Source organism: Micromonospora pisi (assembly GCF_003633685.1).
Lineage (GTDB): Bacteria > Actinomycetota > Actinomycetes > Mycobacteriales > Micromonosporaceae > Micromonospora_G > Micromonospora_G pisi.
The window spans coordinates 6063349-6077218 of sequence record NZ_RBKT01000001.1; the positions used below are offsets into that span (position 1 = coordinate 6063349).

Genomic DNA, 13870 nt, shown 5'->3' on the forward strand with positions numbered 1-13870 from the left:
CCAAATACCGATCGGTATGTGAAGGAGTGGTGTCGATGCTGCACGTCGCGTACCTGACGAAGATCTACCGAGGTGGGGTCCGCGCCAACGACGACCTCTCCCTCGACGTGGGCGAAGGCGAGGTGCTCGGACTGCTCGGGCACAACGGGGCCGGCAAGACCACCCTGCTCAGTCAGGTCGCCGGCCTGGTCCGGCCGACCTCGGGAACGCTGCTGCTGGCGGGCCGCGACCCGGTCGCCCACCCGGCGTACGCACGCCAGGTCTGCTCCGTCCAACTCCAGTCACAGGCACCGCTGACCGGCGTCAGTCCACGCCAGGCGATCGAGGTCCTGGGGCGGATCCGTGGCGGAGCGCGGCAACACGTACGGCAGCGCACCGCCGCGCTCCTCGCCGCGCTCGACATCGCCGAGTGGGCCGACGTACCGGGGGAGCGGCTCTCCGGCGGCATCCGTCGGCTCACCGCGTTCTGCATGGCGGTGGTCGAGCCGGGACGGCTGGTGATGCTCGACGAGCCGACGAACGACGTCGACCCGGTCCGCCGCCGCCTGCTCTGGCAGCAGGTACGCGACCTCGCCGACAACGGCTGCGCGGTCATCCTGGTCACCCACAACGTCGCCGAAGCCGAGCGGAGCGTGGACCGGGTGGTGGTCCTCGACCACGGGCGGACCCTGGCCACCGGCACCCCCGCCGAACTACGCGACCGGGCCACCGCCGAACTGCGGTTGGAACTGACCCTCACTCCCGGGCTGCCGCCGCCCGAGCCGCCCGACTGGGCCGGTGCCGGCACCCTGACCGGCCGCCGTTTCCTGCTCCCGATCGCCACGGACCACACCGAACCAGCGGTCGCCTGGGCACTGCGCCTGCGCGCTGCCGGAACCATCACCCAGTTCGCCCTGCATCCGGCCAGCCTCGAAGACGTCTACGTGGGTCTGACCAGCGCCAGTGAGGAGGCCGGCGATGCGGCACTGGTCGCGTAGCTACCTGCTCCTGTTGTGCTGGAGCGCGATCCGGCTCCGGCACACCCTGCCGCTGATGGTGATTATCCAGACCATGCTGGCGGTCGGCATCGTGATCGGCTTCTCGTTCCTGGTGCCCACGATGGACCAGCAGACCGCCCTCTACCTGTCGACCGGGGCGCCCACCCTCGGACTGATCACCGTCGGCATGGTGCTCGCCCCGCAACTCGTCGCGGAGGCGAAAACGGCCGGGACCTTCGACTACAACCGCACGCTCCCGGTGCCACGCTCGACGATCCTCGCGGCAGATCTCAGCATCTGGCTGCTCAGTGCCCTGCCCGGTCTGGTCCTGGCGCTGTTCACCGCGACGCTCCGGTTCGACATCACCCTGGACGTCAGCCCGCTGGTCGTGGTGGCGGTCCTCCTCGTCGCCCTGACCGCGACCGCGATCGGGTACGCGATCGCCTACGCCACCTCCCCGACGGTCGCCAACCTGATCGCCCAACTGATCGTCTTCGTGTCCCTGATGTTCTCCCCGGTCAACTTCCCGGCCGACCGACTGCCCGAATGGCTGCGGGCCGTACACCAGGTGCTGCCGTTCCAGTACATGGCCGAAGCGGTACGGGACACGCTCGCCGTACCGACCGACGGGATCAGTACGGCACCGTTCGCCGTACTCGCCGGCTGGTGCCTGCTCGGCCTGACCGTCACCATGCGGATCATGACCCGGCGAGGGTGAACCGGACCGGGGGAACCCGGCGTGGGTCAGGACCCCGCCGGGTCGGCCGGAGCCGGTAACGGCGCGACGATCAGGACCGGGTTCCCGTCCGGGTCGGCGACGTACGCGGCCCGCTCGTGCCACGGCTGGTCCGTCGGCTCGAACAGCACCGGCACGCCGGCCAGGCGCAGTTCCGCCACCGCCTCGTCCACATCGTCGGTGTAGACGCACACCTCGATCCGCCGGCCGTTGTCGGCACCCCGGGGCAGGCCGTGCAAGCCATTCCCGTCGGCTCTGCCGAAGGCGAACTGCATCGAGTCAAGAGCGAGTACGACGAACTCCGGTGAACCGCTCGAGGATTCGGGAAAACGGTACGACTCGGTGAATCCGAGCCGCTCCCGGTAGAAGGCGGTGAGCCTGACCAGATCGTCACTGAGGATGATCGGAAATGGGCCGCGGAAGGCAACCGACATGCCGCGACCCTAGGCGGAACCGGGCAGACCGGCAAGAATGCCGTGCCGTACGCCCCTCGCGCCGTTCATGCCCTTGGTTGACCTGTAGCAGCGCGTACGCGGCCCGCCGGGTCAGCCACGTAGGCGCAGACCGCGTGGGGTGGCACGGAAACCGGCGGCGGTGAGCGCCGCCGCCAGCGGTGAGGAGTGCACCGCCTCGCCGTCGGCCCGCTCCACCGACAGGGCGCCGAGCGCCCCGGAGTGCACCGCGTCGGCGAGCGCCTTGGCCGCCAGGCGCAGCGACTCCTCATTGTCGGTGAAGGAGAGCAGGGTACGGCCACCGCGTTCGACGTACAGGGCCAGTCCACCAGCGACCAGGATGACCAGCGCACCGGCCTTGCGCCCGGCCCGGTGCCCGCTCGTACCGCGCTCGCCGTCACCGGTGTCGACCACCCGTTCCGGCCAGGGCAGGGCCGCGCCGTACGGGTTGGCCGGGTCGGTCGCGGCGAGCACCACCGCCGCCCCAGCCGACCGGCGACGGCCATCGTCCGGCTCGGCCAGCGCACGCAGCCGGTCCACCGCCCCCGGTACGGCGAACTGGGCCGCGCCGAGTCCCTCGACGAAGTAGCCGCGCCGGGCCGCACCCCGTTCCTCCATCGCCACCAGCACCGGGTAGACGGCGGCGAAGCCACCGGTCACGCCCTCGGCGGCGACCGCGCCCCGGGTCACCAGTCCGTGCCGTTCCAACAGCAGGTCGGCCAGCGCCGCGGCCCGCCGGGTGGGGTCGGTGTCCCGCTCGGGGAGGCGGGACCAGCGGCCGGCGACCGCCGGCGGGCCGCCCCGGGCCGGCAGCACCGGCCGCCCCGGGCGCCGGTAGCGGGTGCGGGGAGCACCGGGGCGGGCCCGGTGCGCACCCCGTCCGCCGAGCAGTGCCCGCAGCGGGGCGATGGTGTCGTTGGTGAGCCAGCCGGCCCAGGCGAGTTCCCAGACGGCGGCGACCAGCGGATCGTCGTCCGTGGCGCCGACCCGGTCGGCCAACGCCCGGAAGAAGAGCGCCTGCCCGTCGCCGAGTGCGTCGAGCACCGCCTGGTGCAGCGGGGTGAGGGCGACTGCCGGGTCGGGTGCCGGCAGCAGCAGCGGTGCCGCGTCCGCGTACGCGAGGCTGACCCAACCGTCGGCGCCGCCGATCGCCCCGGTTCCGGCCCAGGTCACCTCGCCGCTGGCGCAGAGTTCGTCCAGGTACGCCGGGGAGTAGTCGGCGACCCGGGCGGGCAGGATCAGGCTCTCCAGGGCGGAGGCGGGTACGGCGACGCCCTGCAACTGTTCGATCGCGGCGGCGACCGCCTCCACGCCCCGGGCGTTGCCGCCGACCTGCTGCCAGCGAGGCAGGAAGGTGGCCAGGGTCCGGGGCGGCACCGGTTCGATCTCCCGCCGCAACGCGGCCAGGGAGCGGCGCCGGAGCAGCCGCAGCACCTCGGCTCCGCACCACTCGGTGCCGGTGCCGTTGGGCGAGAACTCGCCGGAGACCACCTGTCCGGTCGCCGCGAGTCGGCGCAGCGCCTGCTCCACCACGAAGACACCGAGCCCGAACCGGGCGGCGCAGGTGGCCGCCGCGAACGGACCGTGCGTACGGGCGAACCGGGCGACCAGGTCGCCGAGCGGGTCGACGACCGGCTCCAGGTACGCCTGCGCGACACCGACCGGCAGCGCCACCCCGAGCGCGTCCCGGAACCGGCCGGCGTCCTCGACCCCGATCCAGCGCTCCGTACCGGCGATCCGGACCCGCAGAACCCGCCGGCTCGCCTCCAGTTCGGTCAGCCACTCCGGTTGGGCACCGCGTTCGACCAGCTCGGCCTCGCTGCGGTCGCCGAGGAGCCGGAGCAGTTCGACCAGGTCCTCGGCGTCACGCGGACGGCGTTGCTCGGTCAGCCACTGCAACTGTCGCTCGGTCTCGGCGACCACCCCGGGGTCCAGCAGTTCCCGTAGGTCGACACGGCCGAGCAGTTCGCCGAGCAGGGCCGAGTCGAGGGCGAGCGCGGCGGCCCGGCGTTCGGCCAGCGGCGCGTCGCCCTCGTAGAGGAAGGCGCCGACGTAACCGAAGAGCAGTGAGCGGGCGAACGGCGACGGTTGGGTGGTCTCCACCTCGACCAGCCGGATCTTCCGGGCGGCCAGGTCGCGCATCAGCCCGACCAGCGCCGGTACGTCGAAGACGTCCTGGAGGCATTCGCGGGCCGCTTCCAGGGTGATCGGGAAGTCGGCGTACTCGCGGGCCACGTCGAGTAGCTGCGCGGCGCGTTGCCGCTGCTGCCAGAGGGGTTGCCGGCGACGCGGGTCGCGTCGGGGCAGCAGCAGGGCCCGGGCGGCGCACTCCCGGAACCGGGCGGCGAACATGGCCGAGCCGCCCACCGCCTCCTGCACCAGTTGCCCGATCTCGTCCGGGTCGAAGCCGACCAGGTCCGCTCCGGGCGGCTCGTCGGCGGTGTCGGGCAGCCGCACCACGATGCCGTCGTCGCTCGGTACGACCTGGGCGTCCACCCCGTACCGTTCGGCCAGCCGACGGCCGATGGCGAGCGCCCAGGGGCCGTTGACCCGGGCACCGAGGACGGAGTGCACGGTCAGCCGCCAGTCGCCGAGTTCGTCGCGGAAGCGCTCGACCAGGACGGTCCGGTCGTCGGGCAGTGCCCGGGTCGCCTCGCGTTGTTCGCGCAGGTACGCGATCAGGTTGCCGGCCGCCCAGGCGTCCAGCCCGCCCTCGCGCAGGCTCGCGGCGGCCGTCTCGTCGTCCTGGCGTACCAGGGCGCGGAGTCGGGCGCCGATGGCCCGGCCCAGTTCGATCGGGCGGCCGAGGCTGTCGCCCTTCCAGAACGGCATCCGGGCGGCCTGCCCGGGGGCGGGGGAGACCAGCACCCGGTCCGGGGTGATGTCCTCGATCCGCCAGGAGGAGGAGCCGAGGAGGAAGACGTCACCGATGCGCGACTCGTAGACCATCTCCTCGTCCAGCTCGCCGACCCGGGCGGCTCGTTCGGCCCCGGCGAGGAAGACCCCGAACAGGCCCCGGTCGGGGATGGTGCCGCCGCTGGTGACGGCGAGCCGTTGGGCGCCGGGGCGGCCGGTGAGCAGGTCGGTGCCCCGGTCCCAGACCAGCCGGGGTCGCAGTTCGGCGAAGGCGGTCGACGGGTAGCGCCCGGAGAGCATGTCCAGCACCGCGTGCAGGGCGGAGTCGGGCAGTTCGGCGAAGGGCGCGGCGCGGCGGACCAGGGCGGCGAGGTCGGGCAGCCGCCACTCGTCCAGCGCGACCATCGCGATGATCTGCTGGGCCAGTACGTCCAGTGGGTTGCGCGGGTAGTGCAGTTCCTCGATCGCCCCGTCGCCCATCCGTTGCGCGACCACCGCGCAGGAGATCAGGTCGCCGCGGTGCTTGGGGAAGACGACTCCCCGGGAGACCGCGCCGACCTGGTGTCCGGCCCGGCCGACCCGTTGCAGGCCGGCGGCGACGCTCGGGGGTGCCTCGATCTGCACCACCAGGTCGACGGCGCCCATGTCGATGCCGAGTTCCAGGCTGGAGGTGGCGACCACGGCCGGAAGCTGCCCGCTCTTGAGCGCCTCCTCGATGTGTTTGCGTTCCTCTCGCGAGACGCTGCCGTGGTGGGCGCGGGCGATCACCGGTGGGGCGCCGGTGGCCGCGCCGGACTGGGCCATGATCTCCGCTGGCAGCCGCTCGGCCGGCGCGGCGGGGGTGGTGCGGGGCGGCCCGGCGGGGAACGCGGGCGGGTCAGCGGTCGGTCCGTCGGCCGGGGTGGGTGGCGCGGCGGCCTGCTCGGCGGCGAGTTCGTTGAGTCGGGCGCAGAAGCGTTCCGCACCGCGCCGGGAGTTGGTGAAGACGATGGTCGAGTGGTGGGCCTGGATCAGTGCGAAGACCCGTTCCTCGACCGCCGGCCAGATCGAGGCGCGGCGGGGGGTGCCGAGTTCTTCGTCGGTTTGTGGATCGCGTTCGTCGAGCCGGGTCATGTCCTCGACCGGGACCTCGACGGTCACCTCGATGGTCTTCGGGGTGCGGGGCTGCACCACGTCCACGGGTCGGGCCCCGGCGAGGAAGCGGGCGGTGGCGTCGATCGGGCGGACCGTGGCGGAGAGCCCGATCCGCTGGGCCGGTCGGGGCAGCAGCGCGTCGAGGCGTTCGAGGGAGAGCGCCAGGTGGGCGCCGCGTTTGGTGGCGGCGACCGCGTGCACCTCGTCGACGATCACCGTCTGCACCCCGCGCAGGGAGTCCCGGGCGGCCGAGGTCAGCAGCAGGAAGAGCGACTCGGGGGTGGTGATGAGGATGTCCGGTGGGACACGCGCGAACGCCCGCCGCTCGTCGGCCGGGGTGTCACCGGTACGCATCCCCACGGTGATCTCGGGCGGGGGGAGTCCCAGTCGGGTGGCGGCCTGCCGGATGCCGGCGAGCGGGGTGCGCAGGTTGCGCTCGACGTCGACGGCGAGCGCCTTCAACGGGCTGACGTAGAGCACCCGGCAGCGGTGCCGGGGATCGTCCGGGAGTGGGCCACGGGCCAGTTGGTCCAGGGACCAGAGGAAGGCGGCGAGGGTCTTGCCGGATCCGGTCGGCGCGACGACGAGGGCGTTGCGGCCGGCGCCGACCGAACGCCAGGCCCCGGCCTGGGCCGGGGTGGGTGCGGCGAACGCGGCGGCGAACCATTCCCGCGTCGCCACCCCGAACTGTTCCAGCACCTCGGCCATGCGGCCAATCCTGCCCGGTCGCTACGACAATCGACGTGCGGCCGTGGCGGGTTGTCGGAGTTGTACCCTTAAAGACTGCTTCCTACGTTAAGTGTCACTTAACTGCTTGCTGGCGGAGTGCGACATAAAGTAATTTCTCCGGCAACCCGAGGTCGGTACGGGAGGGGCCGGATGACCGCCGAACAGCACGGCACCAGGCAGGATGCCGAGCGCGCCACGCATCGTGGGACCGATGTGCTGATCCGTAAGGTCGACGGCCACCTGGCCGCGCTCCGGCTCGGGCTGCGCGGCGCCGATCTCGAACTCGCCGAGCGGGTCGGCGCCTGTCTGCGCGTACTGGTGCTCGACACCGCCCAGGCCAGTGCGGCCGACCGGGCCCAGGTACGCGCCGCGGTGCACTACTTCGTCCTGCGCCGTGAGGGGCGTGGCCCCCTCGTGCCGGTCCGCTCCCTGGCCGCGGCGCAGCACCTGGTCAACCGGGTCGTGCTCCAACTCGGCCGACCCGACCTGCTGATCGGCTCCACATCGGACTGACCGGACGGTGGCGGGCGTACCCGGTAGGCCGGCTGCTCGTCGCTGTCCTGGTCACCCTGCTGTCACTGGTCGCGGTACACGGCGCGGGTTCGGCCGACACCCCGGCCGGCGCCCTGGCCGCCCCGCACGCCTCCATCGGCGCCGCGCTGCACCAGGCCCACTCGGCGCTCGGCCGGGAGGACCAGGAGACCGGCTCGCGCCGATCGGCCGTACCCGGGGTGAACCTGCGGGAACTGCCGCCGCCCGCCCCGGAGCTGCTCGCCGTGGCCGTCGCGACGGTCGCCGCGCCGAACGTCCCGGCGGTCGCCGAGGCGCCGAGCGGGGTGGGCCAGGCCGAGCCGAGGGCACGGACCGTACCGGGGCCGTCCAGCCGCGCCCCGCCGGCCTGATCCCGACCGGCACCACCGCGACCGCGTCCCCCGGCTGATCGCCGTCTGGTGGGCCCGGTCCGCACCGGCTCACCCTCGTTCCCTTCCGGGTACGTCGATCCGCCCGGGCCACCCGCCCGGACCGGTCGGCGCGCTACCCGTACGTGAACTTTGGGCCGACTTTCGTTATTCGCCGGCATTATCGCTATTTCGACCGTCTGACCCCCTGTAGCCACAGACCCTTGGACAAGGGCCTGCGATGACCTCTACCTGGAGAACGCATGCTGGTGCTGCTGAGCCTCCACCTCGCGCTGGCGCTGATCGCGCCACTGCTCGTCCGTTGGTGGGGTCGCCGCGCCTGCTACCCGCTGGCGCTCGCCCCGGCGGCCACCTTCGGCTGGGCGGTGGCGCAGACCGGTACGGTCCGCGACGGCGGCTCGGTGACCGAGACGTACGGCTGGGTCAGCCAACTCCACCTGGAACTGGCGCTGCGCGTCGACACGCTCTCCTGGCTGATGCTCCTCCTGGTCGGCGGAGTCGGCGCGCTGGTGCTGGTCTACTGCGCCCACTACTTCGCCGCCGACTCCCCGGGACTCGGCCGCTTCGCCGCCACCTTCGTCGGCTTCGCCGGTGCCATGCTCGGTCTGGTCGTCACCGACAACCTGGTCCTGCTCTACGTCTTCTGGGAACTGACCACGGTCTGCTCCTACCTCCTGATCGGTCAGCACCCGGAGAAGTGGGCCAGCCGTCGGGCCGCCTCCCAGGCCCTCGTCGTCACCAGCGTCGGCGGACTCGCCATGCTGATCGGCCTGATCATGCTGGGCGAGCACGCCGGCACGTACCGGATCTCCGAACTGGGCGACGCGCCGCTGCCGACCGGCGGCTCCCTCACCGCCGTCGTGGTGCTGATCCTGGTCGGCGCGTTGACCAAGTCGGCGATCTTCCCGGTCAGCTTCTGGCTGCCGGCGGCGATGGCCGCCCCCACCCCGGTCAGCGCCTACCTGCACGCGGCGGCCATGGTCAAGGCCGGCGTCTACCTGGTCGCACTGCTCGCCCCGCTGTTGGCCACCGCCACACCCTGGCGGCCGATGACGCTCGTGGCCGGGATTGTCACCATGCTCGCCGGGGGCTGGGCCGCGCTGCGCCAGACCGACCTGAAGCTGCTGCTGGCGTACGGCACGGTCAGCCAACTGGGACTGCTGTTCATCCTCACCGGTGCGGGGACCCGGGACGCCGCCCTGGCCGGCACCGCGATGCTGCTCGCCCACGCCCTGTTCAAGTCGGCGCTCTTCCTCGTCGTCGGCATCGTCGACCACGGCGCCGGCACCCGCGAACTGCCCTCGCTCTCCGGGCTCTGGCGACGGATGCCGCTGGTCTGCGCCGCCGCCGTACTCGCCGCCGCGTCGATGGCCGGGCTGCCGCCGCTGATCGGTTTCGTCGCGAAGGAGGCGTTGTTCGAGGCGTTCCGGCACAACCCGCTCCTGCTCGCCACCCTGGTCGCCGGCGCCACCCTGACCGTCGCCTACAGCCTGCGCTTCCTCTGGGGCGCGTTCGCCGGCAAGACCGGCCAGCCGCCGACCCCGACCCGACCGGTGGCGCCGACCATGCTCGCCCCGGTCGCACTGCTCGCCCTGGCCGGGCTGGTGACGGGAGTGCTGGCCGGGCCGGTCGACATCCTGCTCGTCCCGTACGCCGGGCGGTTCGGCCCGGGGAAGTACCACCTCGGGATCTGGCACGGGCCCGGCCTGGCGGTCGGCCTGTCCCTCCTCGCGCTCGTCGGCGGCGGGCTGCTCTTCGCGTTGCGCGACCGGTTGGCGCCGATCATCACCCGGCTGCACTCCCCGTTCGACGGTGCGGCCGCGTACGAGCGGATCACGTACTGGCTGGACCGGGTCGCGGTGGAGGTCACCGGCGCCACCCAGCGCGGCTCGCTGCCGCAGTACCTCGGCACCATCCTGGTGGTCCTGGTGGTCGTCCCGGGAGGCGCGCTGCTGCTCGGCAGCCCCTGGCCGGAACGGATCACGCTCTGGCAGAGCCCGGTGCAGTTGGTGATCGCCGGGGTGCTCGCCACCGCCGCCATACTCACCGTCCGGGCCCGCCGCAGGCTCACCGCGATGATCCTGGTCGGGGTCACCGGTTACGGCACCGCGATGATGTTCGTCCTCAACGGCGCGCCCGATCTCGCGCTCACCCAGTTCCTCGTCGAGACCGTCTCGATCGTGATGTTCGTCCTGGTCCTGCGCCGGCTCCCGGCCAACTTCTCGGCCCGGCCGCTGCGCCGCAGCAGGTGGCTGCGGGTCGCCATCGGTACGGCGGTCGGGCTGGTCATGACCGGACTAGCGCTCGCCGCGGCCGGCGGCCGGCAGGCGGTGCCGATCTCGGTCGACTTCGCCGAACTCGCCGTCTCGTACGGTCACGGCCGCAACATCGTCAACGTGACCCTGGTCGACATCCGGGCCTGGGACACGATGGGCGAGATCGCGGTGCTGGTGGTGGCGGCGACCGGGGTGGCGAGCCTGATCTTCCAGCGACCCCGGGCCGGTCCCGGCCCACGCCGGCCGAATGTGGGTCGACGTGCACACAGCCGCTCGGACCGTCGACGGGAACGGGTCTGGCTCCGGGCCGGACCGACGCTGCGGGACCGCCGCCGTTCGATCGTCTTCGAGGTGGTCACCCGGCTGATCTTCCACACCATCGTGCTCTTCTCGCTCTACCTGGTCTTCTCCGGGCACAACGCACCCGGCGGCGGGTTCAGCGGCGGGCTGGTCGCCGGGCTGGCCCTCGCCGTGCGCTACTTCGCCGGCGGCCGGTACGAGTTGGACGAGGCGGCGCCGGTCGACGCCGGCCTGGTGCTCGGCGCCGGGCTCTTCGTCTCGGTCGGCGCCGGTGTCCTGGCCCTGCTGCTCGGCGTCGACGTGCTGCAGAGCGCCGTGGTCGACCTGGTCCTGCCGGTGGTCGGCGAGGTGCACCTGGTCACGTCGCTCTTCTTCGACCTCGGCGTCTACCTGATCGTGGTCGGCCTGGTGCTGGACGTCCTGCGCAGCCTCGGCGCCGAGGTGGACCGGCAGATCGAGGCCGGAATTGGACCGGAAACGGAGCTGGAACCCTTGCGTGAGCGGGAGCTGACATGATCCCCAACCTGGTACAGGCGTTGGCTGTCGGCGTGCTCTTCGGCGCGGGCGTCACCCTCCTGCTGGAACGCAGCCTGACCCGGGTACTGCTCGGCGTCATCATGCTCGGCAACGGGGTCAACCTGCTCATCCTGCTCGGCGGTCGGTCCGGGGATCCGCCGATCGTCGGGGTTGTGCCGGAGGCGGCGATGAGCGACCCGCTGCCCCAGGCGATGGTGCTCACCGCGATCGTGATCACCCTCGGCATCACCGCGTTCCTGCTGGCGGTCGCGTACCGCAGTTGGCAGTTGTTCGGGCACGACGAGGTCCAGGACGACCTGGAGGACCAGCGGATCATGGTGCTCGCCGAGCGGGACGAGGTGACCGGCGCGGACGAGCGGGTCGCGGATGCGGACGACGGCCCCGATCCGGAGCAGGTGCCGGGCCCGGCAGGTCCGTTCACCCGCCCGGACCCCGCCAATCCCGGCGGCACTGGGCCCGCCCCGGCCGATGGCCGGCCGCCGGCTGGTCCGCGCCGCTCCGGAGGCGCCCGATGAGGCACCTGGTTCCGTTGCCGGTGGTCGTCCCGCTGCTGGCCGCCGCGTTGACCCTGGTCCTGGCCCGCTACCCGGTCATCCAGCGGATGGTCAGCGTCACCGCGCTCGCCGGTACGCTCGCCGTCGCGATCGTGCTGCTGGTGCTCGCCACCAGGGAGGGCCCGCTGGTGGTGTACATCGGCGGCTGGCCGGCGCCGGTCGGCATCGTGCTCGTCGCCGACCAGCTCTCCGCGCTGATGCTGGTGGTCTCCGCCGCGGTGACCCTCTGCGTGCTGCTCTACTCCATCGGCGAGGGTCGGGCGGACGGGCACGAGGCGAGCCCGGTGACCATCTACCACCCGACGTACCTGGTCCTGACCGCTGGCGTGACCAACGCCTTCCTCTCCGGGGACCTGTTCAACCTCTTCGTCGGCTTCGAGATGCTGCTGGCCGCGAGCTACGTACTCATCACCCTGAGCGGGACCGGGGTGCGGATCCGTGGCGGTACGACGTACGTGGTGGTCAGCCTCCTCTCCTCGATGATCTTTCTCAGCGCGATCGGGCTGATCTACGCCGCCACCGGCACGCTCAACCTGGCCCAACTCGCCGGCCGGCTCGACGCCCTCCCGGCGGAACTCCGGCTGGTCCTGCACCTGATGCTGCTGCTCGCCTTCGGGATCAAGGCGGCGGTCTTCCCTCTCTCGGCCTGGCTGCCGGACAGCTACCCGACCGCACCGGCCCCGGTCACCGCGGTCTTCGCCGGCCTGCTCACCAAGGTCGGCGTCTACGCGATCATCCGTACCGAGACGCTGCTCTTCCCGGACGGGCAGGTGGACGACCTGCTGCTGATCGTCGCTCTGCTCACCATGGTGATCGGCATTCTCGGCGCGGTGGCCCAGTCGGACATCAAACGGCTGCTCTCCTTCACCCTGCTCAGCCACATCGGATACATGATTTTCGGGGTGGCGCTGACCTCGCTGGCCGGGCTCTCCGGGGCGATCTTCTACGTGGTGCACCACATCACCGTGCAGACCACCCTCTTCCTCGCCACCGGCCTGGTCGAGCGGCGCGGCGGCAGCACCAACCTCGACCGGCTGGGCGGGCTGGCCCGGGTGGCGCCGCTACTCGGCATCCTGTTCCTCGTACCCGCGCTCAACCTCGCCGGCATACCGCCCTTCTCCGGCTTCCTCGGCAAGCTCGGCCTGCTCCAGGCCGGGATCGCCGCCGGGGGTCTGCTGCCCTGGCTGCTGGTGATCGGCGGCACCCTCACCAGCCTGCTGACCCTCTACGCGACGATGAAGGTCTGGAACCTCGCCTTCTGGCGGGCACCCCGACTCGCCGACCCGGACGCGCCGGCCCGGCTGTCGCCGATCATGGTGGGGGCCACCCTCGCCCTGGTCGCGCTCGGCGTCGGGCTCACCGTGGTCGCCGGGCCGCTCTACCGGATCAGCACCGACGCGGCGGACGACCTGAGACAACGTACGCCGTACGTGGAGGCGGTCTTCCCGGTGAGTGTCCGATGAGCGCCCCACCTCCAGCCACCACCGGCCGGGCGGTGACGAGCCGGGGCCGGTGGCGCGACCAACTCGTCACCGTGATCTGGCTGGTGCTGGTCTGGAACCTGCTGTGGGGGGAGTTCACCTGGGGGAACGTGCTCGGCGGCACGCTGGTGGCGCTGGTCGTACTGATCTTCTTCCCGCTGCCCCGGGTGACCTTCGACGGTCGGATCCGGCCGGTCGCGGTGCTCCGTTTCGTCGGCCGGTTCCTCTTCGAGCTGGTCACCGCGAGCTGCCAGGTCGCCCTCGTCGCGGTACGGCCGGGTGCGGCACCGCGCAGCGCGATCATCGCCGTACCGCTGCGGGTGGGGTCGGACCTGAACCTGGCGCTCACCGCCGAGGCACTCTCCCTGGTCCCGGGCACCCTCATCGTCGAGGCGGTACGCAGCACCGGCACGCTCTACGTACACGTGCTCGACGTACGCGACACGGTCGACGTCGAGCGGGCCCGGCGGGACGTACTCGCCCTGGAACGAAGGATCATCCGGGCCACCGGGTCCGCCGCCGAACTGCGCCTGGTGAACGCTCCGGGCCCGTTCTCCGACCCGCCCGTTCCCGGCCCGCCCGCTCCCGGCCCGTCACCGCACGGGCCGGCGTCCGGCGAACCACCGACCGAACGTACCGATGAAGGAGCGTCCGAATGACCGTCGTCGTCGTGATCGTCACCGCGCTGCTCAGCGCCGCGGCGCTGCTGGCCCTGTTCCGGATCGTGCGCGGACCGTCCCTGCTGGACCGGGTGGTCGCCACCGACCTGCTGCTGGCCATCATCGTCGGCGCGGTCGGCACCGAGGCCGCGGTCAACCGGCACGCGACCACCCTGCCGATCCTGGTGGTCCTCGCCATCCTCGGCTTCGCCACCTCGGTCGTCGTGGTCCGGTTCGCCGCCCGGGAGGACTCGTGACC

The 13870-nt window shown here is 72.3% G+C and carries 11 protein-coding genes; 9 read left to right on the forward strand and 2 right to left on the reverse strand.

The window, feature by feature from the left end; all coding sequences use genetic code 11:
- Window positions 1–35 precede the first annotated feature (35 nt).
- Both BDK92_RS26040 and BDK92_RS26045 read left to right on the forward strand, forming a co-directional pair.
- Window positions 36–977, forward strand: a complete 942-nt coding sequence (locus BDK92_RS26040; protein WP_121162589.1) for an ABC transporter ATP-binding protein — start codon at window positions 36–38, stop codon at window positions 975–977.
- Entirely contained in the window at window positions 958–1695 is a 738-nt protein-coding gene (locus BDK92_RS26045; protein WP_121159065.1) for an ABC transporter permease, read from the forward strand. Before BDK92_RS26040 ends, BDK92_RS26045 begins: the two co-directional genes overlap by 20 nt.
- Before the next feature lie 26 nt (window positions 1696–1721).
- Here the strand turns inward: BDK92_RS26045 and BDK92_RS26050 are convergent, their stop codons facing one another.
- On the reverse strand, window positions 1722–2147 hold the full coding sequence (locus tag BDK92_RS26050; RefSeq protein ID WP_121159066.1) for a VOC family protein: 426 nt from the start codon (window positions 2145–2147) through the stop codon (window positions 1722–1724).
- 111 nt (window positions 2148–2258) lie between these two features.
- A complete protein-coding gene (locus BDK92_RS26055) occupies window positions 2259–6863 on the reverse strand; it encodes an ATP-dependent helicase (protein ID WP_121159067.1) in 4605 nt (1534 codons plus the stop codon).
- 171 nt (window positions 6864–7034) lie between these two features.
- Between BDK92_RS26055 and BDK92_RS26060 the strand changes: the two genes are divergently transcribed.
- From BDK92_RS26060 to BDK92_RS26085, 7 genes are all read left to right on the forward strand, one after another.
- Window positions 7035–7397: a hypothetical protein gene (locus BDK92_RS26060; RefSeq protein ID WP_121159068.1), complete on the forward strand. Its 363-nt coding sequence runs from the start codon at window positions 7035–7037 to the stop codon at window positions 7395–7397.
- Window positions 7398–7615: 218 nt separating this feature from the next.
- Complete coding sequence (locus BDK92_RS39165) at window positions 7616–7786, forward strand: hypothetical protein (RefSeq protein ID WP_170208685.1); 171 nt, start codon at window positions 7616–7618, stop codon at window positions 7784–7786.
- A gap of 260 nt (window positions 7787–8046) precedes the next feature.
- Entirely contained in the window at window positions 8047–10896 is a 2850-nt protein-coding gene (locus BDK92_RS26065) for a Na+/H+ antiporter subunit A (protein WP_121159069.1), read from the forward strand.
- The gene (locus tag BDK92_RS26070; RefSeq protein ID WP_121159070.1) at window positions 10893–11432 is read left to right on the forward strand and encodes a Na(+)/H(+) antiporter subunit C; all 540 of its coding nucleotides are present in this window, start codon (window positions 10893–10895) and stop codon (window positions 11430–11432) included. The genes BDK92_RS26065 and BDK92_RS26070 overlap by 4 nt, the downstream gene beginning before the upstream one ends.
- Window positions 11429–12934, forward strand: a complete 1506-nt coding sequence (locus BDK92_RS26075) for a Na+/H+ antiporter subunit D (RefSeq protein ID WP_121159071.1) — start codon at window positions 11429–11431, stop codon at window positions 12932–12934. The genes BDK92_RS26070 and BDK92_RS26075 overlap by 4 nt, the downstream gene beginning before the upstream one ends.
- Window positions 12931–13611, forward strand: a complete 681-nt coding sequence (locus BDK92_RS26080) for a Na+/H+ antiporter subunit E (RefSeq protein WP_121159072.1) — start codon at window positions 12931–12933, stop codon at window positions 13609–13611. Before BDK92_RS26075 ends, BDK92_RS26080 begins: the two co-directional genes overlap by 4 nt.
- Window positions 13608–13868 carry an MrpF/PhaF family protein gene (locus BDK92_RS26085; protein WP_121159073.1) on the forward strand — a complete coding sequence of 87 codons (261 nt, stop codon included), beginning with the start codon at window positions 13608–13610 and terminating at the stop codon, window positions 13866–13868. The genes BDK92_RS26080 and BDK92_RS26085 overlap by 4 nt, the downstream gene beginning before the upstream one ends.
- The last annotated feature ends 2 nt before the right edge of the window (window positions 13869–13870 follow it).

Excerpts from the sequence above, each read along its gene's own strand:
- BDK92_RS26040 (WP_121162589.1), top strand. The coding sequence starts at position 36 with ATGCTGCACGTCGCGTACCTGACGAAGATCTACCGAGGTGGGGTCCGC.
- BDK92_RS26045 (WP_121159065.1), top strand. The coding sequence starts at position 958 with ATGCGGCACTGGTCGCGTAGCTACCTGCTCCTGTTGTGCTGGAGCGCG.
- BDK92_RS26050 (WP_121159066.1), bottom strand. The coding sequence starts at position 2,147 with ATGTCGGTTGCCTTCCGCGGCCCATTTCCGATCATCCTCAGTGACGAT.
- BDK92_RS26085 (WP_121159073.1), top strand. The coding sequence starts at position 13,608 with ATGACCGTCGTCGTCGTGATCGTCACCGCGCTGCTCAGCGCCGCGGCG.
- BDK92_RS26070 (WP_121159070.1), top strand. The coding sequence starts at position 10,893 with ATGATCCCCAACCTGGTACAGGCGTTGGCTGTCGGCGTGCTCTTCGGC.
- BDK92_RS26060 (WP_121159068.1), top strand. The coding sequence starts at position 7,035 with ATGACCGCCGAACAGCACGGCACCAGGCAGGATGCCGAGCGCGCCACG.
- BDK92_RS26055 (WP_121159067.1), bottom strand. The coding sequence starts at position 6,863 with ATGGCCGAGGTGCTGGAACAGTTCGGGGTGGCGACGCGGGAATGGTTC.
- BDK92_RS26080 (WP_121159072.1), top strand. The coding sequence starts at position 12,931 with ATGAGCGCCCCACCTCCAGCCACCACCGGCCGGGCGGTGACGAGCCGG.
- BDK92_RS26065 (WP_121159069.1), top strand. The coding sequence starts at position 8,047 with ATGCTGGTGCTGCTGAGCCTCCACCTCGCGCTGGCGCTGATCGCGCCA.
- BDK92_RS26075 (WP_121159071.1), top strand. The coding sequence starts at position 11,429 with ATGAGGCACCTGGTTCCGTTGCCGGTGGTCGTCCCGCTGCTGGCCGCC.